Annotated in this window: 23 protein-coding genes and 1 other RNA gene; 8 read left to right on the forward strand and 16 right to left on the reverse strand. The window is 41.4% G+C overall.

Translation table 11 applies throughout. The annotated features are described in order from the left end of the window. Positions 1–42: 42 nt before the first annotated feature. Positions 43–975: a helix-turn-helix transcriptional regulator gene (locus tag ACYH0L_RS09345; RefSeq protein WP_099727877.1), complete on the reverse strand. Its 933-nt coding sequence runs from the start codon at positions 973–975 to the stop codon at positions 43–45. A gap of 118 nt (positions 976–1,093) precedes the next feature. On the opposite strand from ACYH0L_RS09345, the gene ACYH0L_RS09350 reads away from it, so the two are divergent. Next, positions 1,094–1,618, forward strand: coding sequence for a CcdC protein domain-containing protein (locus ACYH0L_RS09350; protein ID WP_099727878.1), 525 nt, complete (start codon positions 1,094–1,096; stop codon positions 1,616–1,618). A 34-nt stretch (positions 1,619–1,652) separates the two neighbouring features. On the opposite strand, the gene czrA is transcribed toward ACYH0L_RS09350, so the two are convergent. Then, positions 1,653–1,982 carry a Zn(II)-responsive metalloregulatory transcriptional repressor CzrA gene (gene czrA / locus ACYH0L_RS09355; RefSeq protein WP_007500691.1) on the reverse strand — a complete coding sequence of 110 codons (330 nt, stop codon included), beginning with the start codon at positions 1,980–1,982 and terminating at the stop codon, positions 1,653–1,655. A 187-nt stretch (positions 1,983–2,169) separates the two neighbouring features. Here czrA and ACYH0L_RS09360 point away from each other — a divergent pair, with 187 nt between their 5' ends. Both ACYH0L_RS09360 and ACYH0L_RS09365 read left to right on the forward strand, forming a co-directional pair. After that, positions 2,170–3,495, forward strand: a complete 1,326-nt coding sequence (locus ACYH0L_RS09360; protein ID WP_482353985.1) for an APC family permease — start codon at positions 2,170–2,172, stop codon at positions 3,493–3,495. Positions 3,496–3,592: 97 nt separating this feature from the next. Next, positions 3,593–4,255, forward strand: a complete 663-nt coding sequence (locus ACYH0L_RS09365; protein ID WP_034319273.1) for a lysozyme family protein — start codon at positions 3,593–3,595, stop codon at positions 4,253–4,255. 34 nt (positions 4,256–4,289) lie between these two features. On the opposite strand, the gene prpB is transcribed toward ACYH0L_RS09365, so the two are convergent. The 4 genes from prpB to ACYH0L_RS09385 form a co-directional block, all read right to left on the reverse strand. Next, entirely contained in the window at positions 4,290–5,207 is a 918-nt protein-coding gene (gene prpB / locus ACYH0L_RS09370; protein WP_099727880.1) for a methylisocitrate lyase, read from the reverse strand. A gap of 12 nt (positions 5,208–5,219) precedes the next feature. Continuing rightward, the gene (locus ACYH0L_RS09375; protein ID WP_099727881.1) at positions 5,220–6,656 is read right to left on the reverse strand and encodes a bifunctional 2-methylcitrate dehydratase/aconitate hydratase; all 1,437 of its coding nucleotides are present in this window, start codon (positions 6,654–6,656) and stop codon (positions 5,220–5,222) included. 2 nt (positions 6,657–6,658) lie between these two features. After that, positions 6,659–7,801 (reverse strand): citrate synthase, encoded by a 1,143-nt coding sequence (gene mmgD / locus ACYH0L_RS09380; protein ID WP_099727882.1) that lies wholly within the window; start codon positions 7,799–7,801, stop codon positions 6,659–6,661. A gap of 168 nt (positions 7,802–7,969) precedes the next feature. Then, positions 7,970–8,509 carry a DUF420 domain-containing protein gene (locus tag ACYH0L_RS09385; protein WP_099727883.1) on the reverse strand — a complete coding sequence of 180 codons (540 nt, stop codon included), beginning with the start codon at positions 8,507–8,509 and terminating at the stop codon, positions 7,970–7,972. Positions 8,510–8,713: 204 nt separating this feature from the next. Between ACYH0L_RS09385 and ACYH0L_RS09390 the strand changes: the two genes are divergently transcribed. Then, positions 8,714–9,220: a GNAT family protein gene (locus ACYH0L_RS09390; RefSeq protein ID WP_099727884.1), complete on the forward strand. Its 507-nt coding sequence runs from the start codon at positions 8,714–8,716 to the stop codon at positions 9,218–9,220. 150 nt (positions 9,221–9,370) lie between these two features. Here ACYH0L_RS09390 and ACYH0L_RS09395 read toward each other — a convergent pair whose 3' ends face one another. The 8 genes from ACYH0L_RS09395 to ACYH0L_RS09430 form a co-directional block, all read right to left on the reverse strand. After that, positions 9,371–10,162: a LysM peptidoglycan-binding and 3D domain-containing protein gene (locus ACYH0L_RS09395; protein ID WP_327925186.1), complete on the reverse strand. Its 792-nt coding sequence runs from the start codon at positions 10,160–10,162 to the stop codon at positions 9,371–9,373. A gap of 256 nt (positions 10,163–10,418) precedes the next feature. Further along, positions 10,419–12,200, reverse strand: coding sequence for a DNA helicase RecQ (gene recQ, locus ACYH0L_RS09400; protein WP_482353986.1), 1,782 nt, complete (start codon positions 12,198–12,200; stop codon positions 10,419–10,421). A gap of 133 nt (positions 12,201–12,333) precedes the next feature. Further along, positions 12,334–12,519, reverse strand: a non-coding RNA gene (gene ssrS, locus ACYH0L_RS09405) — 6S RNA. Positions 12,520–12,653: 134 nt separating this feature from the next. Then, positions 12,654–13,139, reverse strand: coding sequence for a TraR/DksA family transcriptional regulator (locus ACYH0L_RS09410; RefSeq protein ID WP_249705112.1), 486 nt, complete (start codon positions 13,137–13,139; stop codon positions 12,654–12,656). Between the two features lie 91 nt (positions 13,140–13,230). Continuing rightward, positions 13,231–13,878 carry an SDR family oxidoreductase gene (locus ACYH0L_RS09415; protein ID WP_256498690.1) on the reverse strand — a complete coding sequence of 216 codons (648 nt, stop codon included), beginning with the start codon at positions 13,876–13,878 and terminating at the stop codon, positions 13,231–13,233. A 178-nt stretch (positions 13,879–14,056) separates the two neighbouring features. Next, positions 14,057–14,398 carry a PH domain-containing protein gene (locus ACYH0L_RS09420; RefSeq protein ID WP_008346505.1) on the reverse strand — a complete coding sequence of 114 codons (342 nt, stop codon included), beginning with the start codon at positions 14,396–14,398 and terminating at the stop codon, positions 14,057–14,059. Positions 14,399–14,676: 278 nt separating this feature from the next. Continuing rightward, positions 14,677–14,814: a DUF4025 domain-containing protein gene (locus ACYH0L_RS09425; protein WP_099727889.1), complete on the reverse strand. Its 138-nt coding sequence runs from the start codon at positions 14,812–14,814 to the stop codon at positions 14,677–14,679. A gap of 49 nt (positions 14,815–14,863) precedes the next feature. Further along, positions 14,864–15,076 (reverse strand): DUF6501 family protein, encoded by a 213-nt coding sequence (locus ACYH0L_RS09430; protein WP_024422683.1) that lies wholly within the window; start codon positions 15,074–15,076, stop codon positions 14,864–14,866. Between the two features lie 213 nt (positions 15,077–15,289). On the opposite strand from ACYH0L_RS09430, the gene ACYH0L_RS09435 reads away from it, so the two are divergent. The 4 genes from ACYH0L_RS09435 to ACYH0L_RS09450 all read left to right on the forward strand — a co-directional run bounded on the left by ACYH0L_RS09435 (position 15,290) and on the right by ACYH0L_RS09450 (position 20,667). Further along, entirely contained in the window at positions 15,290–16,774 is a 1,485-nt protein-coding gene (locus ACYH0L_RS09435; protein ID WP_482353987.1) for an aldehyde dehydrogenase family protein, read from the forward strand. A gap of 104 nt (positions 16,775–16,878) precedes the next feature. Further along, complete coding sequence (locus tag ACYH0L_RS09440) at positions 16,879–18,753, forward strand: terpene cyclase/mutase family protein (protein WP_482353988.1); 1,875 nt, start codon at positions 16,879–16,881, stop codon at positions 18,751–18,753. Continuing rightward, positions 18,746–19,567, forward strand: a complete 822-nt coding sequence (locus ACYH0L_RS09445; protein WP_099727892.1) for a superoxide dismutase — start codon at positions 18,746–18,748, stop codon at positions 19,565–19,567. The genes ACYH0L_RS09440 and ACYH0L_RS09445 overlap by 8 nt, the downstream gene beginning before the upstream one ends. Positions 19,568–19,716: 149 nt before the next feature. After that, positions 19,717–20,667, forward strand: coding sequence for a bile acid:sodium symporter family protein (locus ACYH0L_RS09450; RefSeq protein ID WP_099727893.1), 951 nt, complete (start codon positions 19,717–19,719; stop codon positions 20,665–20,667). 34 nt (positions 20,668–20,701) lie between these two features. On the opposite strand, the gene odhB is transcribed toward ACYH0L_RS09450, so the two are convergent. After that, positions 20,702–21,958 (reverse strand): 2-oxoglutarate dehydrogenase complex dihydrolipoyllysine-residue succinyltransferase, encoded by a 1,257-nt coding sequence (gene odhB / locus ACYH0L_RS09455; protein WP_256498696.1) that lies wholly within the window; start codon positions 21,956–21,958, stop codon positions 20,702–20,704. Positions 21,959–21,972: 14 nt separating this feature from the next. Next, positions 21,973–24,807, reverse strand: coding sequence for a 2-oxoglutarate dehydrogenase E1 component (gene sucA, locus ACYH0L_RS09460; protein ID WP_099727895.1), 2,835 nt, complete (start codon positions 24,805–24,807; stop codon positions 21,973–21,975). Positions 24,808–24,945: the final 138 nt, after the last annotated feature.

Genomic DNA, 24,945 nt, shown 5'->3' on the forward strand with positions numbered 1-24,945 from the left:
CCTTTTTTACCATCTTATAAAAAGAAACCTGACAACACTGTGTCAAGTTCCTTTAGGTAAAAGAAATTGTTTCAACTGGAGATCAAATGCTTCCTGGACATGCTGCGGTGAGATAATGTCGACATCTGGTCCTAAATGGAATAGGAAGCTATATAACCAATCATCTTGAGGCAGGCTGATTGCTGCAAGATAGGTTCCGTCTGAACATACGATTAATTCGCTCTCATCCACCCACTCCTTCACTCTGCCAACTGATGCTTCTGTTACTCTTAGCATAAGTGTGCTTACTGAAGATGCTTCGTGCCAAGAGTCATTCCAGGGCTTCTCTTCGTTTTTGATCCTTTTCGGTTGGAAAAACCCTGAAATCGTGATGAGGTCTGTCATTCTTGTGAGCTTGAACAGACGAAAGGCTTTTTTCACACAACAAAACGCATACAAATACCAATGCCTTCCTTTTAAGACGAGCGTGTAAGGCTCCACTTTCCGAGGAAGTGTTTCTCCTTTCGCATTGCGATAGGTGAACTGAATATATTGGTGCTCTGAGGCAGCTGTATGAATGAGCTGGAGCTTCTTCTCTAAGTGGCTGTCTTTTCCCCAGGAGCTTAAATCAATGAAGATATGGTGCTGTTTTTCGCTTTCATCTGTTTGAGACGGAATCAAGGATTTGATTTTTTTCAGTACATGCTCACTTTCTTTAAAGGAGTATGCACTCGTCATGCTTTCAAGGGCTGTTAAAATGAGCTCGATGTCATCATCGGTGAATAATTTTTTCTCTAAACGATAGTCGTCAACAAGTGAAATGCCTCCGCCTGCTCCTTGCGTTGTCACAACAGGAATCCCGGCTTGATTGATAGTATCAATATCACGATAAATGGTCCTCACGCTCACTTCATGAAGTTCTGCAAGCTCTTTCGCTTGTACTTGCTTTTTGCTAATGAGCAGCATCACAATAGACAAAATGCGATCAATTTTCATGACTTTTCCTCTTTTTCATAAATGTAGGTTTTGATTTGATAAAAAAAGAAAGAATGGTAAAGATAAGTAACAGCCAGCATTCGTTTACATCCCTGCACGTGCAGGAGGAGGTTGCATCATGACACATAACGTGTGGCAGTTGTTCATTGTCGGGTTCGTCATATTGATCTGCATGATCATTCGAATGAATCGAATGAGACGCTATCAGCTCGTACGCCCGGTAAGTCTTTTGATAAGAATGTATGTATTTGGTTTCACTGCCCTTATTCTTATGACAGAAGGATGGCAAAATCACAGTATTTTCATCTATGCCGCCATTGGTATGATCTTCGGTAGCAGTCTGGCCGTTCACGCCTATCAGACGATTCGCATGAAAGAAGAAAATGGCCGTCTTTATGTCAAAACAAGTAAATGGATTGAAAGCTTCATTTTATGCTTGTTTTTATCGAGATTTGCCTTTAAATTAGTCGAGCTGACAAAACATTCACTGACGAAGATCGATGTCATTGAATTGTATCAGCGTATTGTGAGCGATGATGCCTTGACCATGCTCAGCTTTTTTCTACTAGCTGCTTACTATATTGTTTTTTCTTATCACATGATGAAAGCAAATAAAAGATCGAGTCATGTGCATCATGCATAAAAACCTTCCTATAAGAAAGTAGGAAGGTTTTTTATCAATCATGCTGTGCATGGTGAATCATTTGTTCAAGCACTTCCATCACATGCTGATCTTCAGGACTGTAGAAAATCGACGTCCCTGCTCGTCTAGATTTCACAAGACGAAGGTTTTTTAAAAAGCGCAGCTGATGAGAAACGGTTGATTGCATAAGATTCAGTGTTTCCGCTATATCATTTACCGAGTGTTCACCTTGAGACAGCAGGTGCAGGATACGAATACGTGTCGGATCAGATAAGGCTTTAAATGTTTGTGAGACAAGAAATAGACTTTCTTCGTCCAACTCCATCCGCTCCTGCTCTTGATTTGTATTCAGTTCTTCCTTCATTTCGCTTCACCTTTCTTGTCAGTCAAATCACGACTTATTCTATGTATCATCATATACCAAAACGTGCGGCGTGCAAAGCTTACACACCTTTAGAAAAAAGATTTATCCAAATAGCATTGACACTTGGTAGCATTCTTTTTAAAATGAGCATTATTTATTCATTTTTTTAGAGGAGCTGATAGGCAAATTGACTGAAGAGCCAAGACTAAAACGCAGCCTGACTGTCTTTCCACTTGTTGTGATCGGGCTTGCTTATATGGATCCACTTGTCGTATTTGATTCATACGGCATTGTTGCTCAGCTGACGAAAGGACACGTCGCTGCAGCTTATATATTTACTTTACTAGCATTACTATTGACAGCGCTTAGCTATGGGAATATGGTGAAAGCTTTTCCAAAAGCAGGATCTGCATATACATATGCGCAAAAAAGTATTCATCCTCACGTCGGCTTCCTTGTGGGCTGGACGCTTTTGCTTGATTATTTATTTTTGCCTATGGTGAATTTCGCTATCGGAAGTGCTTATTTAACCGCAGCCTTTCCTGATGTACCTCATTACATTTGGATCATCATACTTGCTATCGCCATAACGACTGTCAATGTAATCGGTATTCGGCTTACAGCCAACATTACGGCACTATTTGTTACCTTTCAGGTCATTGTCGCCGTCACCTTTGTTGTGTTTATTATTTATGGACTCACGCAAAACGCAGGCAGTGGGGAATTATTGTCAGCCCGGCCTTTTTATTCAGCTAGCTTAGACCCGGCTCTTATTTTTTCAGGGGCGACCATTTTATGTTTTTCTTTTCTAGGATTTGATGCGATTTCGACCATGTCTGAGGAAACCATTAAGCCAAAAAAGACGATTCCTCTTGCGATTTTCTTAACGGTCGCCATTGGAGGCGTGCTGTTTACCCTCACCTCATATTTTTTGCAGCAGGTGTTTCCAAATTTCCAGCAGTTCAAGCATCCAGATGCGGCCTCACTTGAAATTGCGGAATTTGTGGGTGGCGCATTTCTGCACTCGTTCTTTTTAGCTGGCACGATGGTCGCTGTCATCTCTTCCTCATTATCGTCACACGCGAGTGCAGCAAGGCTGTTATATGCAATGGGAAGAGATCAATCGTTACCGAAGCGTTTCTTCGGTTATATTCATCCAACATTGAAAACCCCTGTTTTTAATATTTTATTAATCGGTGTTTTCTCTTTAACCGCAGTTATTGGCGAGCTTGAAGTCATTTATTCATTTATCAGCTTCGGCGCATTGATTGGCTTCACTTTTGTGAACTTGTCTGTGTTTGCGTACTATTTCGTCAGACATAAACAAAGAGGTGTACTGAACACATTGAGATATGCAATGATCCCTCTTTGCGGTACGGCCTTTTGTATTTGGCTGTTAACAAGCATCAGTACAAATGCATTGATCATTGGAATGGTCTGGCTCATTACCGGTTTCCTTTATTTCTGCTACAGGCTGAAAACAAGACCTGAATTTACGTTTGGGTATGATTGATCATAAGGTTTTCACTTGGTATCCGGTGCAGGATGTGGCATAATAAAAAGGCTGTACTTCCCTTTTAAAAGCGGGGCAAAACAGGGGTGAACTGACCTTGAAAAAGAAAAAAACAGGATGTTTTGCCATTTCAGGCTGTTTCACGATTTTTCTGTTTGTTTTCGTATTAGCAGCCATTGTCATTTCCTTTAATCAAAAGGAGTTAAAAAAGCTGCCGATTGATACGGAATCAATTGTTTTGTCGAGATTGGATGATTACAAACCGCTTGTAGAAACAGAGTTAAGAGATCAAGATTTAGATCAATATACCGCGTTAATCCTCGGTATGATGTATCAAGAATCAAAAGGCAGAGGCGGAGATCCAATGCAATCCTCTGAATCTCTTGGTTTGAAAAGAAATGAAATCAATGACCCTCAGAAAAGCATTAGACAAGGAGTCCATCATTTTTCGACCATGTACAAGCATGGGAAGAAAAAAGGCGTTGATTTGGAAACCATTATTCAAAGCTATAACATGGGAATCGGCTATATTGATTTTGTTGCAAAAAACGGGGGAAAACATTCTGAGAAATTGGCAAAGCAATACTCCAAAAAGCAAGTGAAACGAAACCCCGAAGTTTATACGTGCGGGGGCAACAAAGATAACTTCCGCTATCCTTATTGCTATGGTGATTTCACTTATGCTGAAAAAGTAAAAGAAAAAACGAAAACAGTTGAAGAAAAGATGAAATTGGCTTCATCATCCACACCATCATCGTAAAAAAAGCACTTCCATGTAGGAAGTGCTTTTCAATTTATTGATGCTCTTTTCCGATTTCCGGCAGAATCGTTTTCGCTAAATGCTGATCCATTTCCTCATATTCATCATAATGAATCGTTTCATACAGCTCTTTTCTCGTTTGCATGTCCTTCAGTATTCCTTGCTGCGTTCCCTTTTCCATGATCTCTGTAAATAAGCGCTCATACGCCTTTGCAGCGACTCTGAGTGATGATACAGGATAAATAACCATTTGAAAGCCAAACATGGAAAATTCGTCTGCATGATAATAAGGTGTCTTGCCAAACTCCGTCATGTTTGCAAGGAGCGGTCCTTTGATATGGTTTGAAGCATGCGTGAAGTCTTCTGCAGTGATGAGCGCCTCAGGAAAAATGGCATCAGCACCTGCTTCTACATAGAGATTGGCCCGGCGGATGACATCCTCCATCCCGTTAACGGACTTTGCATCGGTTCTAGCAATGACCAAAAGCGATGGTGCCGCTTGTTTGATGGCTTTGATTTTTGCGATCATCTCTTCTACTGGAACAAGTGACTTCCCGTTTAAATGCCCGCATTTTTTCGGCATTTGCTGATCTTCGATTTGAACAGCCGCCACCTTGCTCTCAACCATTTCTTTTGCTGCCCTTGCTGCATTTAATACACCGCCATAGCCTGTGTCCAGATCCACCAAAAGAGGCAATTGAGAAGCTCGAATGATTTCCTTCGCTTTTTCCGCCATTTCTGTTGAATGGATCATGCCGAGGTCAGGCAGTCCTTTGCTCGCACAAAAAGCTGCACCTGATAAATAGAGCCCTTGAAAGCCCGTTTTTTTCGCATAAAGCGCAGACATTCCATCGTGAACGCCTGGAATTTGAAATAAAGCTGATTTGTTCATTTTCTCTTTAAAGGCTGCGGCTAAATCAGCTTGACTCGTTTCATCATTCACGATCCACACGCTAGTTCCCCCTTATATCACGAATAAGTCCATAAATGCTGGTACTGTCGTTGTTTTTAATTGATTTGGATTTTGGCAAAGAGACTCAATTTGATCGACTTGTTTTTGAGGAAATCTTGTCTTCAAATGATACGCCCATTTCTTTTCAAGCAGCGGAATGCCTTCCTGTCTTCTTCTGCGATGACCTAGCGGATATTCAATTTCGATTCGGTCTGTCATCGTTCCGTCTTTAAAGAAAATTTGAACACAGTTTGCAATCGATCTCTTTTTCGGATCTAAATAGTCAGCTGTATAACGTTTATCTTCCTTCACAACCATTTGATCCCGTAAACGATCAATGACCGGATTTTGCGCAGTTTCTTCTTCATAATGATCAGCTGTCAGTTCACCATAGATCAGCCCAATGGCGGTAATATATTGCAAGCAGTGATCGCGGTCTGCTGGATTGTATAGCGGCCCTTTCTTGTCAATAATTCGAATCGCTGACTCATGTGTCGTAATTTCCACCCGGTCAATCTCATCTAATCGATCTTTCACAGCGTCGTGCAGCATCACAGCAGCCTCTGCAGCAGTCTGCGCATGAAATTCAGCAGGATAAGCAATTTTGAAAAGCACATTTTCTATGACGTATGAGCCAAGCGGCTGAGCGAGTGTGAGTGGTTTTCCTTTCATGAGAACATCTTCAAATCCCCACTTCTCTGCACTGAGCGGCATTTGATAGCCCATTTCCCCTTTCAGTGTCATCATCGCCAGTCTCACCCCGCGGCTTGTTGCATCTCCTGCTGCCCACGATTTCCTTGATCCTGTGTTCGGGGCGTGGCGGTACGTTCTAAGCGGAGAGTTGTCAACAAAGGCTTGTGATAAAACATGCTGCACTTCCTCCTTCGTTCCGCCAAGCATCGCACAAACGACGGCACTTGTTGCCACCTTGACAAATAAAACATGATCCAAGCCATTTCGATTCAGGCAATTTTCTAAAGCAAGCACACCTTGTATTTCATGTGCCTTTACAATCGCATGCAGTACGTCATTCATCGTGAGCGGTTCTTCTCCGTTTGCAAGCCGCGTTCTGCTGATATAATCACTTACAGCTAATATCCCGCCTAGGTTATCAGACGGATGGCCCCACTCCTGTGCAAGCCACGTGTCATTATAATCTAACCAGCGAATCATACATCCTATATCAAAAGCCGCTTGGACTGGATCTAACACAAACGAAGTGCCAGGCACCCTTGCTCCGTTAGGCACAACTGTTCCAGGTACAATCGGCCCGAGGTGCTTCGTGCATTCAGGAAAATGGAGCGCCAGCATTCCGCAACCGAGCGTGTCCATGAGCACATACCGTGCTGTTTCAATTGCCTCTTTGCTCGTAATTTCTCCGTCCACTGCATAGGCTGCGATTTCTTCTAATAGCTGATCTGTTTGATTGGCGACTGCTGTTTTATTCATGTTCATTCCTCCGTTTTTCCATCATCATTTGAGACTTTTAATCCTCTTGGCCCTAAATACCGGACCCTCGGTCTAAAAATACGATTATGCAAATGCTGTTCAATGACATGGGCAGCTAATCCGCTTGCTCTTGCCGCAAAGAAAATCGGTGTGTAAAGGGAAATAGGAATTCCAAGCACGTAATAAATAGGTGCTGCGTAATAATCAAGGTTCGGATAGAGGTTTTTCTTCTCTTTCATGTATGCCTCACCTGCTACACACATGTCATATAGCGTCGTATCTCCCTTTGACTCCGTAAGCGTTTTCAGCGATCGTTTTAAAAGAGCGGCTCTCGGGTCCATTTTTCTCATGTATACCCTGTGGCCAAAGCCCATCATTTTTTCTTTTGCGGCTAATTTTCGTTCAATGAGCGCAAGGAAACCTTCTGTTGTTTTCCCTTCGAGTAACATGTGCATGACTGCTTCATTCGCTCCTCCGTGTAGGTCACCTTTTAATGAGGAGATCGCTCCAGTAAAAGCGCCATACATGTCAGAATGAGTAGATGCAATGACTCTGGCAGCAAATGTTGAATTTGGCAGCTCATGTTCGCTATAAAGCGTGAGCGTTTGGTCAAAAGCGGTGATTTCGTCTTCTGTTGGAGTCCGGCCAGTTAACATGGCTAAAAAGGTTTCAGTATAGGATTTGGTCTGATCTGGAGAAATAGTGGCGTCTTTTGTGAGAATGTGATAACTTCCAGCAACAATGGCTGGCAGCTGGCCTAGTAATCGAACTGCACGCGCTTGTTGGCACGCTTCTGATCGATCATGTAATGCTTCATCGTACCCTGCAAGAGCAGATAAGCAAGTTCTCATGGCATCCATGGGGTGAGTGGTTTTTGGCAGCTTTGTCAAAATGGTTTGAATGGTTGGATGTAAGTTTGTTTGTGAGGAAATGTCTTGCTGAAATTGGTGATGTTCCATAGCATCTGGTAATCTTCCATAAATGAGCAGATAGGCTGTTTCTAAGTATGTCTTGTTTTGTGCCAACTCGATGAGGTCATAACCGCGAATGACAATTTCTTCTTGCTTCACATCTAAGTATGAAATGGACGTTTCGCTTGCCACAATGTCTTCAAGCCCCGGTTTATACTGCAATTGTTCAGTCATCATATAACCCCCGTTTCGTTCAATTGTTGTTCTCCAAACGAGCAAACGGCCAGAAATGATGTGATTCTATCGATGGGAAGATACCGTGCAAGCCGGATACCCAATTCCCATTTTATCCAAAGCGCTTCATCTTGTAAATAAAAGAACGTATGTCCAGTTGGACATACGTTAGCTGTAGTAAGGTGAAATCATGATATACACAATGACGCCAGTTAGACTGACATAGAGCCAAAGCGGCATTGTCCATCGGGCAATTTTACGGTGACGCTCGACTTGCATCTGTGCGCCTCTAAATAGTGTAATCAGTGCAAGCGGTACAATGACGGCAGATAACACGATATGTGTGATTAAAATAAAGAAGTAGATCGGGCGAATAATCCCTTCTCCCCCAAAGTGTGTATCAGCTGCCATTGAATGATACGTCACATACGAAATTAAGAAGACAAGTGTTGTTGAAAAAGCGGCAAAGATAAATCGTCTATGCGCTTTAATGTTCTTTTGTTTAATCATGATAAGCGCTGAAAGTAAAAAGATAAACGTAAAGCTATTCATCACGGCATTGAGTAGCGGCAGAAATGTAATATCCAGATGACTAAATTTATCTGTTTTTGGCATTAAAAATAATAAAGCAATTAATCCGTTTATGGCAATTGTTAAGAAAACAACAATGCCGGTGAAATTTTTTGGTTTTTGATTCTGTTCTTTCATGTTTGAAAACCTCTCTTTATTAGTTCCGACTAAGAGTATGTTATTTAACTTTCTCTATAAAGTCAATGAATTCGCTATCTTCGTCGAATTTTAGACAAACTTGCCGACCGCCCGCATTCTAGCAGCTTGAAAGATTCATCCAATTCCTTTAGAATGGGAATTTATGCGGTTTTTATGATCTCTTATAGGAAAGGAGCAATGGACTTGTCAATCTTACAGGAAACAACCAAAGATGTGAAGACGTTAGAGAAAGAATTACAGCAATTGCAGTTCCAAATGTATCGAATGCAAGAAAATATGAAAGATATTTCGAAAAAAGCAAAGATCATTGGAATTGATCAAGCCAAAGAAGATGAGTGGATGATCGTCTCTGCCATTGAAAGTGCTGATACTTGTAAAATCATGTTAAGCGATTGTGAAAAAGCTTTTCGCGGACAATCTGATTTTTCCTTAATAGCAGAATATCCTGAAGAAGGAAAGATTCATATTGCCGATATTAAAGGCCCTCCAGACAATGGTTACGGCTCAATATGTATGAAGCATTTAAAAGAAATCGCAAGAGAACAGAACATTCCAGTGATTACTGGTGATCTCGTTAAAAGAGACTGGAATCATGTGGACCGCTTAATTCATTTTTATGAAAAACACCATTTTGAAGTCCAAATCAATTGGAAAGAACAAAGCGGAGGAATTTATTGGGTGGACAGCTAACGACAAAAACCAGCGTATATCTCATCATAAACGCTGGTTTTTGTCGAAAATGCAAATTTTTCAGAAAAATATGTGTGTTTTGACCAAAAAAAGGGTATAATAAAAGCATCAGGCCGCCACCTGATGCTTTTTTCCAAAAACAATAGACTACTAGTTAAGTACTTTTATTTTGACTGATTTTACGCCCCAATTTTTTGCTTGGGATTTGCTTGGTACATGTACATCGATTTTGTTACCTTTAATTGCGCCGCCAGTATCTGCTGCGATGGCTTCACCGTAGCCTTCAACATAAACCTTACTTCCTAATGGAATGACATTAGGGTCTACTGCAATGACTTTTGCATTCGGGTTTTTGTTTAAGTTTACCCCTGTTGCAGTGATACCTGAAATGCCACCATCATTTGCTGTATAAGCCGTAGCTGTTACAGTCATTGCTTTTTGAACACTTTGACTAGCAGAAGATGATTCTGCTTTAGCTGTTTCCTTTTTAGGAGCAGCTTTTTTCGTTGTTTGCTCTTTTTGGACAGGTGCCTGTTTTTGAACAGGTTCTGAGCTTACCGGAGCTGAGCTTTGACCAGCAACACTTAGTGTTGAACCAATCATAATTATATCTGAGTTTAAGTTATTCCAAGACTTAATATCGCTAATTGACACATTGAATTTTTGAGCGATTTTCCAGAGGCTGTCCCCCTTCTGGACTTTGTACTGCTCCTGAGTTTTCTCTTTTGAAGAGATTGTCAATTTATCTCCTACATAGATCATGTCTGTAGATAAATTGTTCCAACCCTTTAGGTCCTTTAGAGACACATCATTTTTTTGAGAGATTCCCCAAAGTGTATCACCTTTCTTCACAGTGATTTCCTTTGCAGAAGCTTGCTGCGCTCCAAATGCTGTTGTTGAGATTGCTGCAACAGCAACCAAGGACATAATAGTCTTCTTCATAAAGTAAATCCTCCCTTGTTAGCTTTTTATGGCGGCTAACGAGTGCTATCGTAACATATGTAAATGTCATTTCAATAACAAAACGATATGTTTTAGATTACAGTTCCTTTACATGAAACATCTCTCTCCATTGGTAAATCAGACCACAAAATGGCTCGGTCCCGCACCATATCAAGGTTTTGAAAGGATAGAAAACGTTCTGATGAAAACGTGTCCAATCTCAGCGAAAAAAATTTATTTTTCTTCTTCAAACTCTTTATTTTTTCTCTTTTTCGATAAATAAACGAATTTCTTCTAAAAAAACATCCCCGTATTTCTCTCTTTTTTGAGCACCGATACCCTTAATATGGAGAAGTTCTTCTTCCGTTTTAGGCTCCACTGCTGACATTTCCTTCAAAGTTTGATCTGAAAATACAACAAATGGCGGGACGCCCTGCTCTCTCGCTAACTTCATTCTCACAGCTCTCAATCGCTCAAATAATGCGTCGTTTTCTTGAATGGCCTCTGCTTTGATCGCCTGCTTTTTATATACAGCTTCTTGTCCTACTAACACTTTCTTTCCTTTATGTGTCACCTTTAGCGTTGGATAAGCCCCTTCAGACATGTGCAAATACTCTTCTGTAATTAAAAATTCGATGAAGTCACTAATTTGCTGGGCTGAATGTCGTTTCATTAAAGCATATGTAGGAAGCCGGTCGAAACCAAGGTCAAGCACTTTTTTGTTTTTAGAGCCTGCCAGTACTTGGGCAATCATCATTTTTCCGAATCGTTCATTCATTCTAACCGTACACGATAAAACCATTTGCGCTTCTCTTGTAACCTCTACACGCTCTCTCTCGTCTAGGCAATTGCCGCATTTTTGGCAAGGGGCGCTTGTTGATTGATCAAAGTAGTCCATGACAAATTGCTGTAGACACTGCTCGGTATGACAGTAATCCACCATTTGTCTTAGTTTAAGCAGTTCATGCTGATACCGCACTTCATCTTCTGTCGACTGTTCAATGAGAAAACGCTGCACTCGTACGCCTTGGGGTGAAAACAGTAAAATACATTCACTTTCAAGACCATCTCTGCCGGCGCGCCCAGCTTCTTGATAATAACTTTCAATATCTCTTGGAATTTGATGATGAATTACAAAACGTACATTCGACTTATTAATCCCCATGCCAAATGCAGACGTGGCGACCATCACCTGGATGTGATCATTTAAAAAAAGGTTTTGCTGCTCTTCCCTCACATCGTCATCTAATCCACCGTGATAAACACCAGCTTTGATCTTTTGTTTTTTTAGGCGATTGTAAATGTTATCTGCTTCTTTTCTTGTAGCTGTATAAATAATGCCAGACTCACGGCTGTTTTTCTTCATATATTGTGTGATAAAACGGTCACTATTTTCTCCTTTGATCACTTGAAAAGACAAATTTTCTCTAGCAAACCCAGTAAAGATGGTTTCTTGCTCGTTCATGCCAAGCTGTTCACATATATCTTGGTGGACCTTCTTCGTGGCCGTAGCTGTTAATGCGATAATCACTGGCCTTTTTGACAGTTTGTTTAAGCATTCTTGAATATAGCGATAGCTTGGCCTAAAGTCATGCCCCCACTCAGATATACAGTGCGCTTCATCAATAGCGATGAAGGGGATCGTCAACCGATTAAGCAGCTGAAAGAAGCGCTCATTTTGTAAGCGTTCAGGCGTGATATAAAGCAGCTCATATTCCCCATTTTCGCATTTTTTCAGCCTTTCATTCATTTCACGTGCTGACAGTGTGCTGTTTAAAAAGGACGATCGTATCCCCATCTCGTTTAACGCATCAACCTGATCTTTCATTAAAGAAATGAGCGGAGAAACAACGATCGTCGTTCCTTCCATCATAAGGGCAGGAATCTGGTAGCAAACCGATTTTCCCCCGCCTGTCGGCATGATGCAGACGGTATCCTTCTGTTTGCTCACAATCGATTCAATGGCCTGTTTCTGTCCCTGCCTAAAGGCGTCGAAGCCATAGTATTGTTTAAGAAGTGCTTCTGCTTGTTCTAACATCCAATTCCCTCTCCGTCATTTGTTTTGTCTATTTTAACATACATTCATGCTTCTACATGCCGTCTGTTGAATTTCGTCTTTTCACAAAATAAAAAGCCATTTTCCAAAATGGAAAATGGCTTGAATCATCCTAGGAAAAGCTGCGGATGCCGTAATCTAAGTAAGAAAGTTTTAAACCACCACTCCTCAAAGTGGGTGTTTGCAGAAACGTTCCTGTCTTCCTCTCTAAGGAGGCATGACATTCCGGCTTCAATATAAAACTCCCTATTACAGCTTAAAGGTTAAAACTTAATTAACATTACGCGCATCGCAGCCTTTAAACTATACTACACGAAAGTTTATTAAATTTCAAGAGATCTTTTTTCTATTAAATACTCATGTATACAAGACATTTGTGCTTGCGTATACAAGAAAACATTATTCTGAAAAAATTTAACTTCTTCCTATTTTTCCTCAATCAACATCTTGCTCTTCCTCTAATCTTTCATACGTGTCTGAATGCATCTGATCCATTGTTTCTCTATTTGTTAAATCACGCATTTGATCGGAAAACGACCGATCAAACTCATTCGGATCTTGATTGGTTTCTTCGTTCTTCTTTGCATCGATTGAATAACGTGTATATGGTACTGCTTTTAACCGTTCGTATGGAATGTCTTTTCCTGTTTTCTCACATATCCCATATGTCCCGTCTTCCATTCGTTTCAGTGCTGCATCAATTTCACCTTCAAGCTGACCATCGACTTGATCCAGCGTTTGTTCTGTCATGCGGTCTAAATAGATGCTGCCATGATCAGCGATGTGATTCCCAACACCATTTGAAATCTCATTTGATTCCGCCAGCATGGATTCTTCTTTCTTTTTTGATCCTTTCACATCCTCTTGTAATTGAATCAGTCTTTCGTATAAATCAGCTTTTTGTTCTTTCGTTAAGCCCACGGTCAATCACTCCTTTCTCATTACCTTCCCGCTACAAGGTAAATAAAAACATCAAAAAAGCTACCGCCTCTTTGGCAGCAGCTTTTTCCTTTTAAAGCGTGCGAAGTGCTTCTTCTATTGGTTTGTCCCCTTTAATTAAGTCAAAGGACTTATTTTTCACATTGGATTCTGTTAAGCTTTCCACAAGAACAATGGCTACATCTTCTCTTGAGATCTCAATGGTTTGATCATCTGGGATATGCACGGCAGCTTCGATTTTTCCTGTCTTTTCCTCATGCAGCAAGGCACCTGGACGGACAATGGTATAGGAAAGGCCAGACTGTTTTAAATGTTTATCTGCTTTTCTTTTCGCTTCATAATAAATTTCCATACTTCCTTGCCCTTTTCCTTGGTTAGGGTTATCGGCATTATAGGAACTCAGCATAACAAAATGCTGAATGTTTTCTTTTTTGGCTGTATCAACGAGGCGTTTGGCACCTTCTTGATCCACCGCAATGGTCTTATCTGCACCTGTTTTTGAGCCTGAACCAGCTGCAAAGATGACAGCTTCTGCTTGTTTCACAGCAGATGTAACATCCTTTTCAAGATCACCGATAACAGGTGTTGCACCAAGTTCTTTTAGTGCATCCGCTTGTTTTTCATCTCGAATGAGAGCAAGCGGCTCATGTCCTTTTTCTTTTAAATAACGAATGACGAGTCTGCCTGTATGTCCATTTGCTCCAGCAACTAATACTTTCATTGTTCATTCTCCTTTCTGTATCTGTTTCATCTTTATCCTTTTTTGCTATCATTCAAACACCTAAACAAAAAAAGCCCTTCCCAGCAAATATGGGTAAGGGCTCAGACAATGTGCGATCTATTAAAATAAGAACAAAGAATGAGAAAAGTGCATGTGATCTATGTAATCGCAACGTTGATCAGCAAAGATGTTTTGTTAAAATGGCTTGCACATCACTCAAATCTGTGTCTTTAGAAAAATCGAGTTCAAATACTTTTGAGCTTGTGACGAGCAGCATACCTGTGTCCTGATCAAACACGCCAGCTTCTTGAATGGCAAAACTTTCAATTGATCGATACGGCAAGGAGACCCTGACTTTCTTCTTAGAAAATACGCGGTTATCGCCAAAGATCAGTCGTTTATTGGTGAAACAAATTTGGTCGTGACGCAGTCTGTAAACAGCCTCAATTCTTTCCCCTTCAATCAATAAGGATTCGAATTTTTTATGATCATTTTGTTTACTGACAGAAAAAATACCCACGTAAACCCCCTCTTCCTGCATCAAATTCCTTTATGACAAAACGGCCACACGGCTCTGTGGGTACGTTTTATTCTCATTTATAGAATACGCTATAAATGGTCGTTATTCCATTACGAATAGATTAAATTTCATTTAACTTTTTCTTTTTGATCCGATGCTCTTTCCTCTACTTATTTAGACTGTTAAAGCAGGAAAAAAGTTTCAGTTCTTTTCTAGAAAAAAATGCTTCATCATCCCATAAAAAAACAGTGATTGTTCAAAATCACTGTTTTAGATGGCTATTCATCTTTTGGTGTATCAATGGTTCCCTCGGCATACACATCAGAAATCTGTTCAAGCGTAATCGCCATATTAGCATCCTCGTTATCGTGCCAAGCATGTTGGTTTTTCTGCTCGTCTGTTTGCTGCTTTTTCATCATCATCACCCTTTACTGTTTTTCTTAGTATGAGTGATGATCCTCAAAATCATTCAGCAGAAATATCTTCGAAATACTCCTTGTAATACCCGCCTACTTTACCCGTATTATCAACAACAAAGAGGAATTCCTCTGTTTCATTTTTCACTTCATATGTGCTTCCAACCGTTAATGCCCGGTCGACCATATATTTTTTCGCATTCGTATGTACACATTTTACTTGTTTTAACGTTTGAGCCGTTTGCCAGTTTTGATGGATCATGATTAAAAACTCCTTTTTTCATCTATACATTTATTGTAGCCAATTTTTCGTGAAATGCAATGAGTGTTATGGATTGCATTCAAACATGTCGTGTAATATGATGAATGTATACGTTTACATATGTGTGCGTATACATGTTCAGTTGCTTCATGTCCGCTTTTTCCACCTAGAACTCGCAGAACAACCCATATCTTTAAGGAGGTTTGTTTATTTATGAGCTCTACAACACTTCAAATTAGTTTAAAACTCGAATCTTTTCTCCAAGGGACAAAAAAACTCTACATCAACGGCCAGTTTGTCACAAGTCACGATCATAAAACCTTTTCTACTCCTAACCCAGCCACAGGCGAAACCCTTATTGATGTATATGAAGCAGGTGCGATTGATATTGATGAGGCAGTGAAAGCTGCTAAAAAAGCCTTTCATGGTCCTTGGCGCTCAATGTCTGCCGCTGAACGCGCTCGGCTTATGTTTAAGCTTGCAGATTTAATGGAAGAAAATCAAGAAGAGCTTGCTCAGCTTGAAACACTTGATAACGGAAAGCCAATTAATGAAACAACAAATGCGGATGTCCCTCTCGCCATTGAGCACATGCGCTATTACGCAGGCTGGACCACAAAAATGACTGGACAAACCATTCCTGTCAGTCAGGGTTATTTTAATTATACCCGCCATGAGCCTGTTGGTGTTGTGGGACAAATCATTCCTTGGAACTTCCCGCTGCTGATGGCCATGTGGAAAATGGGTGCTGCCCTCGCAACAGGCTGCACTATCGTTTTAAAACCAGCAGAACAAACACCACTTTCTGCTCTTTATTTAGCTGAATTAGTGGATAAAGCCGGTTTCCCAGAAGGCGTAATTAACATCGTTCCTGGATTCGGTGAAACAGCCGGGAATGCACTTACCGATCACCCTGATGTCAACAAGCTAGCCTTCACAGGATCAACAAGTGTTGGGAAATTAATCATGGAGAAAGCCGCTAAATCCATTAAGCGCGTCACATTAGAACTTGGCGGAAAATCGCCAAACATTATTTTACCAGATGCAGATTTAAAGAAAGCCATTCCAGGTGCTTTAAACGGCGTCATGTTTAACCAAGGCCAGGTATGCTGTGCAGGTTCACGGGTCTTTGTTCACCGGAGCCAATACGATGAAGTGGTCGATCAAATGGCCAAATATGCGACATCACTTAAGCAAGGCGCCGGTCTCCATCAAGATACGCAAATCGGACCTCTTGTGAGTAAAGAGCAGCACGAACGCGTATTAGGCTATATCGAAAAAGGTAAATCAGAAGGTGCAACAGCCGTTGTCGGTGGTGATTGCCCTTATGAAGCAGGCTACTTCGTCTCTCCTACTGTTTTTAAGGATGTAGAAGATGACATGACCATCGCTAAGGAAGAAATTTTCGGACCTGTTTTATCCGCAATTCCTTATGATTCCATTGATGAAGTGGTCGAACGGGCCAATCAATCTGACTATGGATTAGCCGCAGGACTTTGGACAGAAAACTTAAAGCATGCCCATGATATTGCTGCACGTCTTGAAGCAGGAACAATTTGGGTCAACTGCTATAATGTCTTTGATGCCGCCTCCCCGTTTGGAGGATATAAGCAGTCAGGTTTAGGCAGAGAAATGGGTTCGTATGCGTTGAATAATTACACTGAAGTGAAAAGTGTATGGATTAACCTCCAAGATTAATAGACAAGCAGCAAAGCCGATGGCAATGTCATCGGCTTTTTTGTGATTGCATGTGACAGGCAGGCTCCTGAATATAGTAGTAAAGGAAAGGAGCATAGCCGAATATGCAAGGTTTCAAAACGAGAGTAAACGAGTATATTGAGGAACTGCACAAACAAGTAGAACGCAGACAACGAGAAGATGGCGCTTTTGTTTTCTGCTTTGAAGGCTCCATGATGACAAATGCTTTTTTAATTATGCTGTTAAAGGCTGTCGGCGATCCAGATCAGGCATTCATTCGTCAATTGGCAGAAGCGATACGCGCGAAGCAAAATGAGGATGGTTCCTTTTCTCTCTATCATGATCAAACGGGACATTTAACAGCCACAGTGCAAGGCTATTGCGGAATGCTCGTTTCAGGCAGGTTTCAACAAGATGAGCCTCATATGGAAAAAGCAGCACAATATATTCGATCAAAAGGTGGTTTAAAGAACGTTCATTTTATGACAAAGTGGATGCTCGCCGTAAACGGAATGCACCCTTGGCCCTACTTCTATGCACCACTTTCTTTTTTACTCATCCCTACATACTTTCCGCTGCACTTCTACCATCTTAGTGCATATGCAAGAATTCATTTTGTGCCGATGATGATTGCACTGAATAAGCGGTATACCTCTCATGCAAAGTTTCCATCCTTAGCACACCTTGATGAGAGCATGTCTAAAAATCCATTTGACTGGTTTATGGCAAGAGAAGAACGTTCAACTCACCACTTTTTGACGTATATGCGATCATATGTAGCCTTAGACAGCCGGTTGGACTTTTTCGGGTATGAAGCGGCTAAACGATATATGTTTGACCGTCTTGAAAAGGATGGCACGCTGTACAGCTACTTAAGTGCGACCATCTTTATGGTCTATGCGCTCATGAGCCTTGGGTACTCTCCGGGATATCATCTTATCCAAAAAGCGGTGAAAGGCATGAAAAAGCTTGTCAGCTCCTGTGAAGGCGAGCTGTATGCTGAGAATTCTACATCCACAGTTTGGGATACTGCGCTTGTCAGTTTTGCTTCTCAAAAAGCAGGCAGAAAACGAGAAGAGCCCCTTATCACAAAGTCTTTTACATACTTGCTGAATCGGCAGCAAATGAAGAAAGCAGATTGGGCGTTTCATAACCGCCATGCCGCTCCGGGGGGCTTTGGTTTCTCAGATATCAATACGAATAACCCTGATTGTGATGACACCCAAATTGTGTTAAAAGCCATTCCTAAAGCATGCGCACCTGTTCAATGGAGACGAGGTTTTGATTGGCTCCTTTCCATGCAAAACCGTGATGGCGGCTTTTCTGCTTTCGAAAAAAATCAAGATCACTTCTTGCTTCGTCATCTCCCGCTCGAATCTGCGGAGGATGCGGCCATTGATCCATCTACTCCCGATATTACAGGCCGCGTGCTTCATCTTATTGGTCTCGAGGAGAAAAACATTTCTCCATCAATTCTTAGACAGAAAGATCAATGTGTAAAATGGCTCTTTGAACATCAAGAGAAAAACGGATCATGGTTTGGCAGGTGGGGCGTTTGCTATATTTATGGAACCTGGGCAGCGTTAACAGGACTTAAAGCTGCGGGCATCCCCTACTCACACCCTGCCGTTCAAAAAGCGTGCCGTTTCTTAAAACAGATTCAACTAGAAGATGGCAGCTTCGGAGAATCGTGCAAAAGTGCAGAGGTAAAAACGTTTGTCCCGCTCCCATTTGGCACAGTGGTTCAAACTGCTTGGGCCGCAGAGGCTCTTTTGCAATATGAGAAGCCAGATGACAAATCGATTTTAAAAGCCATTTCATTTTTGGTGAATCATCAGCATTCCAATGAAGCCTTGTACTATCCAGTGGGCATTGGCCTTCCAAAGCAGTTTTATATCACCTATCATAGCTATCCTTTTGTATTTCCAATGATAGCTTGTTCGACATTTTTAGAAGAAATGGGGCGTATCAATGAATAAGGAAGAATATCGAATGCAGCTCAAAGAGTGGCTTAGCTCTTTTCAAAACGTGGTTCAAGATGAAAAAATCCGTCAGAAAACAGAAAATTTATTGTTAAAAATGAATGATGAGCGCTCAAGTGAACAAGAGTGGTATGAACTTGCTGAAAGTATTGCAGTTGACATGAACCAGCCCGAAGCACTGCGAGATGTAGCAGCTGGAGGTCACCAATTACCACCTCTCCCTTATCGGTATGAAGCACTAGAACCCTATATTTCAAAAGAGATTATGTATTTGCACCACCAGAAGCATCACCAATCATATGTCGATGGCCTGAACAAAGCTGAGCTTGCGTTAAAAAAAGCAAGAAGAACAAATGATTTTACGATGATCAAGCACTGGGAACGTGAGCTTGCCTTTCATGGGGCGGGACATTATTTACATTGTATTTTTTGGTTTTCCATGAGTCCTTCAGGAAAAAGAAAGCCTACTGGTCAAATGCTCCGCCTCATTGAGCATTCGTTTGACAGCTATGACGCATTCAAATCCCAATTTTCAGCAGCTGCTAAACAAGTAGAAGGTGTTGGCTGGGCTATTCTCGTATGGGTGCCCCGAACACAGCGTTTAGAAATTTTACAGGCAGAACGTCATCAGCTTTTATCGCAATGGGATGTCATCCCTCTTCTGACCCTTGATGTATGGGAGCATGCCTACTACCTTCAATATCGGAATGAAAAGGCGCAATACGTAGACAGGTGGTGGAATGTAGTTGACTGGCGTGAGCCAGAAGCAAGACTTAAACAAGCGCAACAAGTCAAATGGACACCATTTTGAGATTTTACTCTATGTAGGCACAAGCCTATGTGGAGTATTTTCAGTTTACATAATTTTATTATTGAAACCCATCTAAAGAATGGGTTGTTTTTTCAGAAAATTCATTTAAAATAAGAAAGATATGTGAGGAAAGAGAGCTGAAGCAATGAATGAAGATTTTATTAACTATTAGTCACTTTGCAGGAAGAACCTTTGCGATTTGGGTCATTGTATTTGCGTGTCTTGGGTTTGCCTTTCCTGCCGAATTTTCTAAGATTGGACCTTATATTCCTTTTTTACTCGGTATCATTATGTTTGGGATGGGGCTTACCCTGTCTGCTGAAGATTTTAAAGAGCTGTTTCGAAAACCTCTCTATGTGCTGATCGGGGTTCTGACGCAGTACACACTTATGCCGCTTATTGCCTTTTTGTTAGCTTATGGATTACGGCTGCCTTCTGAAATCGCTGTAGGCGTTATTCTCGTAGGCTGCTGTCCAGGTGGTACAGCATCCAATGTCATGACCTTTTTGGCGAAAGGAAATACGGCATTATCTGTAGCCGTCACCACCATATCGACGCTCCTTGCTCCCTTTTTGACCCCTGTCTTTATTTTAATCTTTGCAAGATCTTGGTTACCAGTATCGCCGGGTGCTCTATTTTTGTCGATTGTACAAGTTGTGCTGATTCCAATTATTTTGGGCGTCATCGTTCAGTTGTTTTTTAAAAAACAAGTGACATATGCGGTTCAAGCACTCCCGCTTGTATCTGTTGCCGGAATTGTGGTGATCATTGCAGCAGTTGTCAGTGCAAATAAAGAGCAGATTCTTCAATCTGGCTTGCTTATTTTTGCAGTTGTCGTTTTACATAATGGTCTCGGTCTTTTATTTGGTTACCTCATTGCAAGATGGTGCAAAATGGATATTCCTTCTCGAAGAGCCATCTCGATAGAAGTAGGCATGCAAAACTCTGGCCTGGGCGCAGCTCTTGCAACAGCACATTTCTCGCCCCTCGCAGCCGTACCAAGTGCGATTTTTAGTGTGTGGCATAATTTAGCTGGATCCTGGCTTGCGACATATTGGTCAAAACGAGGAAATCAGGAAATCAAAAAGAAAAAAAGCTAGCACCTTAACGGGTGCCAGCTTTTCATGTCGATCATTATCCTTCAAGCAATAGCTGCTCAGGATCTTCAAGCAAGTTTTTAATCGTGACGAGGAATCCAACTGCTTCTTTTCCATCGACAATACGGTGATCGTAAGAAAGAGCCAAATACATCATTGGACGGTTTTCAAAACGTTCTTCATCAATCGCAACAGGACGAAGCTGAATTTTGTGCATTCCTAAAATCCCAACTTGAGGGCTGTTTAAAATTGGTGTCGAAAGCAGAGAACCAAATGTTCCGCCGTTTGTGATCGTGAATGATCCACCTTGTAACTCACTAAGAGACAATTTGTTGTCTCTTGCTTTTTTCGCAAGATGACCAATTTCTTTTTCAATCCCGGCAAATGACAATCTGTCTGCATCACGGACAACCGGTACGACAAGTCCTTCATTTGCAGCGACAGCGATGCCGATGTCGTAGAATTTCTTCAAGACAAGTTCATCACCTTGAATTTCTGCATTAAGAAGCGGATATTTCTTCAGTGCTGCTACAACTGCTTTTGTGAAGAAGGACATGAAGCCAAGTTTCACATCATTTTGTTCAAGGAAGGCATCTTTACGACGCTTTCTTAAATCCATCACAGCTGTCATATCAACTTCATTAAATGTTGTCAGCATTGCAGCCGTTTGTTGAACTTCAACTAAGCGTTTTGCAATCGTTTGTCTGCGGCGTGACATTCTTTCACGCTCAACTGGTTTTCCTGCTTGATCATTCTGCACCGCAGCATTTGCTTGTGGCGCGGCTTTTGGTGCTCTTGCAGGTGCTTCATTCTTTTGATAAGAAGCTACATCCTGCTTTCGTACCCTGCCCAGCGGATCTACGGTTGGAATCTCAGATAAGTCTAGCCCCTTCTCTCTTGCTAATTTTCTAGCTGCAGGAGAAGCGATGGTTCTGCCATTACCAGATTTCGGCTCTTCTTTTGCTGCTGCTTCTTTTTGTTCAGCTGCCGGTTCTTCTTTCGAAGCTGGTGCAGAATCTTGCTCAGGTGCTGGAGCTGCGGACTCGCTTCCGCCAGCTTCACCTGCTGCAATGGTTCCGATGACTTCTCCAACTTGTACAGTGTCACCAGAATCTTTCAGTACTTCTTTGAGTACGCCAGATTCTTCGGCTGTCAGTTCGACATTGACTTTATCTGTTTCAAGTTCTAACAGGTATTCTCCCTGCTCAACATAATCGCCCGGCTGCTTTAGCCATTGAGCAATCGTTCCTTCCGAGATCGATTCCGCTAATTCAGGTACTTTAATTTCCGCCATTTTTCATTTCCCCCTTAGTTTTTGCGAGTCAAGCTATCAGATACAATTCGTTCTTGTTCTTTTTTATGCACAGTTGGATCACCCTCAGCCGTACTTGAACGTCTTCTTCGGCCGATGTAACGTACTTTTACTTTTTCAGGCGCTATTTCACGTAAATATGGCTCAATGTATCCCCAAGCCCCCATATTTTGTGGTTCTTCTTGCACCCATACGATTTCTTCTAAGTTTGTCAGTTTCGTTAAAATTGCTTTAATATCTTTGGCCGGGAATGGATATAGTTGTTCCACTCTTGCAATATGAAGCCAATCTTTTGGCTCTTCCATTTGAGTAAAACGATCACTAATATCGATCGATACCTTCCCGCTAGATAGAACGAGTCGTGAAACTTTTTCATGATCATGCACAATACCTGGCTGTTCAAGAACTGGACGGAACTGTCCATCCGTTAATTCTTGGACTTCAGACAATGTGTTCGGATTACGAAGCAGACTCTTCGGTGTCATGATGACAAGCGGACGAATCTCTTCACGAAGCAGCATTTTTGCCTGTCTTCTAAGAATGTGGAAGTATTGCGCTGCACTTGTCAGGTTCGCAACTGTCCAGTTATTCTCAGCAGCTGATTGCAGGAAGCGCTCTGTTCTTCCACTTGAATGTTCAGGACCTTGTCCTTCATATCCGTGCGGCAAGAGCATGACTAGACCTGATTTTTGTCCCCATTTTGCGCGGCCTGCTGAAATAAATTGATCGAAATACACTTGAGCCGCATTTGCGAAGTCTCCAAATTGAGCTTCCCAAATCACTAATGTTTCAGGAGAATAGACATTATAACCATATTCAAATCCGATGACAGAGCCTTCCGACAGTGGACTGTTATGGACTGTAAATGATGCATTCACATCACTCAGTTCATGAAGAGCAATAAATTCATTTCCCGTTTGACTGTCGTGAAGAACAAGGTTTCTTTGAGCAAATGTGCCTCGCTCTGAATCCTGTCCGGTCATTCGAATTGGCGTACCGTCTTTTAATATAGATGCAAATGCGAGTGCTTCACCAAGTGACCATTCCACTTTACGGTCATCTGTAAACACCTTTGCACGTTTTTCAAGGATCCGCTTTAGCTTACCGAATACTTGGAAATCTTTCGGCCAGCTAATTAATTCTTCGTTCAGCTTTCTTAATACATCAAATTCTACTGATGTATCCACTGCTGGGAAGCCATTAGATACAGGCTCTGGCAGTTCGATTTCTTGAATCGTATGTTCTTTCTTTGAAGGCACTTTTTTATAGGCTTCTTCTATCTTCGTCGTCACAGCCTGCTCGATTTCTTCTCGTTGTTCTTTTGTCAGAAGACCTTCTGTGACAAGTTTATCTGCAAAGATATTCTTGACCGTTTTATGCTTTCTGACTGCATCATATAGCATTGGCTGAGTTGTAGAAGGCTCATCCATTTCGTTATGACCATATCTGCGGTAACCGATCAAGTCAATTAAGAAATCCTTCTTGAAGCGTTTGCGGTATTCTACAGCTAGCTGAACAGCCGCTAAACATGCTTCCGGATCATCTGCATTGACGTGCACAATTGGAATCTCAAAACCTTTTGCAAGGTCACTTGCATATTTCGTCGAACGAGATTCATTGCTTTCCGTTGTGAACCCGATCATGTTGTTTGCAATGATATGGATGGTTCCACCAACTTGATAGCCTACAAGTTGACTTAAATTTAATGTTTCTGCCACAATTCCTTCTCCAGGAAATGCCGCATCACCATGAATTAAGATGGCTAACGCTTTTTCAACGTCTTGTACTGGATAGCCTTTTTGAGTACGTAATTCCTGAGCGGCACGTGTGCTTCCTTCAATAATTGGGTCAATAAACTCCAAGTGACTTGGGTTATTAGCAAGCGTGACTCTCGCACTCTTTGTATCTTCGTCTTTAATTTGACGATCAGCTCCAAGATGGTACTTGACATCCCCTGTCCATCCGTAGCTAATGCCAATAGAGCCTTCTGATGGAACAAGCTCTTTATTTGGCGCATGCTGGAATTCTGAGAAAATGATCTCATATGGTTTTCCTAAAACATGTGCTAATACATTTAAACGGCCTCTGTGTGCCATTCCAATGTTAATATTTGAAGTCCCTTGTGTAACAGACTCTGATATAATTTCATCAAGTACTGGGACAAGTGCATCTAATCCTTCGATAGAAAAGCGCTTTTGCCCAACAAATGTTTTATGCAGGAACTGCTCAAAGTACTCGACTTCTGTTAATCTTTTGAATACAGAAACTAGTTTATCCGCTGGTTTTTTCTTAAATAGTTCACCAGACTCGATAGAGCTTGAGAGCCAGTTTCGTTCTTCGAAGTCATGCACATGATCAAACTCAAATGAAATGGTGCGCTTATACGTATTTCTCAAATGGTTAATGGCTTCTATGCCGTTTGAAATGTGTTTTGGTGCGTCTGCACTAATAATCGATATCGGAATATTCTTGACATCTTCTTCTGTTAAACCGTACTCCTTTAAAGGAAACAGCTCTTGTAATTCCTTTTCTTTGCGAAGAGGATTGACGGAAGCATTTAAATGGCCATACGTTCTGATGTCTTCTGCCAGTTTAACGACTGATGCTATCTTTTGGATTTGTTCAGAAGTAACTACATTATTTTCTTTTTTCCCAATTTCCTCCTTCATTTCACTCGGTGGTGCACCAAGTTCATCAAATATGCCTCTTAGATCTTCGTCAACACTATTAGGATCTTGGACATACTGATCGTAGAGCTCGAGCACATAGCCGAGGTTCGGACCATGAAATTCTTCCCAACTCAACGGTTGTTTCACATCATTTTGAAACATTTTGAACACTACCCCCAACTTTGATCATCAAGTGATTGAACACTATCTCGATATAACTTCCAGAACACAATGACCAAATTTATGTAATAAAACGCTTCCAATAATATTCTACCACTGTTTCGGATTACTTTCTACATT

This window comes from Bacillus sp. MC1252 (assembly GCF_056838025.1).

Excerpts from the sequence above, each read along its gene's own strand:
- ACYH0L_RS09345 (WP_099727877.1), bottom strand. The coding sequence starts at position 975 with ATGAAAATTGATCGCATTTTGTCTATTGTGATGCTGCTCATTAGCAAA.
- ACYH0L_RS09350 (WP_099727878.1), top strand. The coding sequence starts at position 1,094 with ATGACACATAACGTGTGGCAGTTGTTCATTGTCGGGTTCGTCATATTG.
- czrA (WP_007500691.1), bottom strand. The coding sequence starts at position 1,982 with ATGAAGGAAGAACTGAATACAAATCAAGAGCAGGAGCGGATGGAGTTG.
- ACYH0L_RS09375 (WP_099727881.1), bottom strand. The coding sequence starts at position 6,656 with ATGAATAAAACAGCAGTCGCCAATCAAACAGATCAGCTATTAGAAGAA.
- mmgD (WP_099727882.1), bottom strand. The coding sequence starts at position 7,801 with ATGACTGAACAATTGCAGTATAAACCGGGGCTTGAAGACATTGTGGCA.
- ACYH0L_RS09385 (WP_099727883.1), bottom strand. The coding sequence starts at position 8,509 with ATGAAAGAACAGAATCAAAAACCAAAAAATTTCACCGGCATTGTTGTT.
- ACYH0L_RS09395 (WP_327925186.1), bottom strand. The coding sequence starts at position 10,162 with ATGAAGAAGACTATTATGTCCTTGGTTGCTGTTGCAGCAATCTCAACA.
- recQ (WP_482353986.1), bottom strand. The coding sequence starts at position 12,200 with ATGTTAGAACAAGCAGAAGCACTTCTTAAACAATACTATGGCTTCGAC.
- ACYH0L_RS09415 (WP_256498690.1), bottom strand. The coding sequence starts at position 13,878 with ATGAAAGTATTAGTTGCTGGAGCAAATGGACATACAGGCAGACTCGTC.
- ACYH0L_RS09425 (WP_099727889.1), bottom strand. The coding sequence starts at position 14,814 with ATGAAAAAGCAGCAAACAGACGAGCAGAAAAACCAACATGCTTGGCAC.
- ACYH0L_RS09430 (WP_024422683.1), bottom strand. The coding sequence starts at position 15,076 with ATGATCCATCAAAACTGGCAAACGGCTCAAACGTTAAAACAAGTAAAA.
- ACYH0L_RS09435 (WP_482353987.1), top strand. The coding sequence starts at position 15,290 with ATGAGCTCTACAACACTTCAAATTAGTTTAAAACTCGAATCTTTTCTC.
- ACYH0L_RS09440 (WP_482353988.1), top strand. The coding sequence starts at position 16,879 with ATGCAAGGTTTCAAAACGAGAGTAAACGAGTATATTGAGGAACTGCAC.
- ACYH0L_RS09445 (WP_099727892.1), top strand. The coding sequence starts at position 18,746 with ATGAATAAGGAAGAATATCGAATGCAGCTCAAAGAGTGGCTTAGCTCT.
- ACYH0L_RS09450 (WP_099727893.1), top strand. The coding sequence starts at position 19,717 with ATGAAGATTTTATTAACTATTAGTCACTTTGCAGGAAGAACCTTTGCG.
- odhB (WP_256498696.1), bottom strand. The coding sequence starts at position 21,958 with ATGGCGGAAATTAAAGTACCTGAATTAGCGGAATCGATCTCGGAAGGA.
- sucA (WP_099727895.1), bottom strand. The coding sequence starts at position 24,807 with ATGTTTCAAAATGATGTGAAACAACCGTTGAGTTGGGAAGAATTTCAT.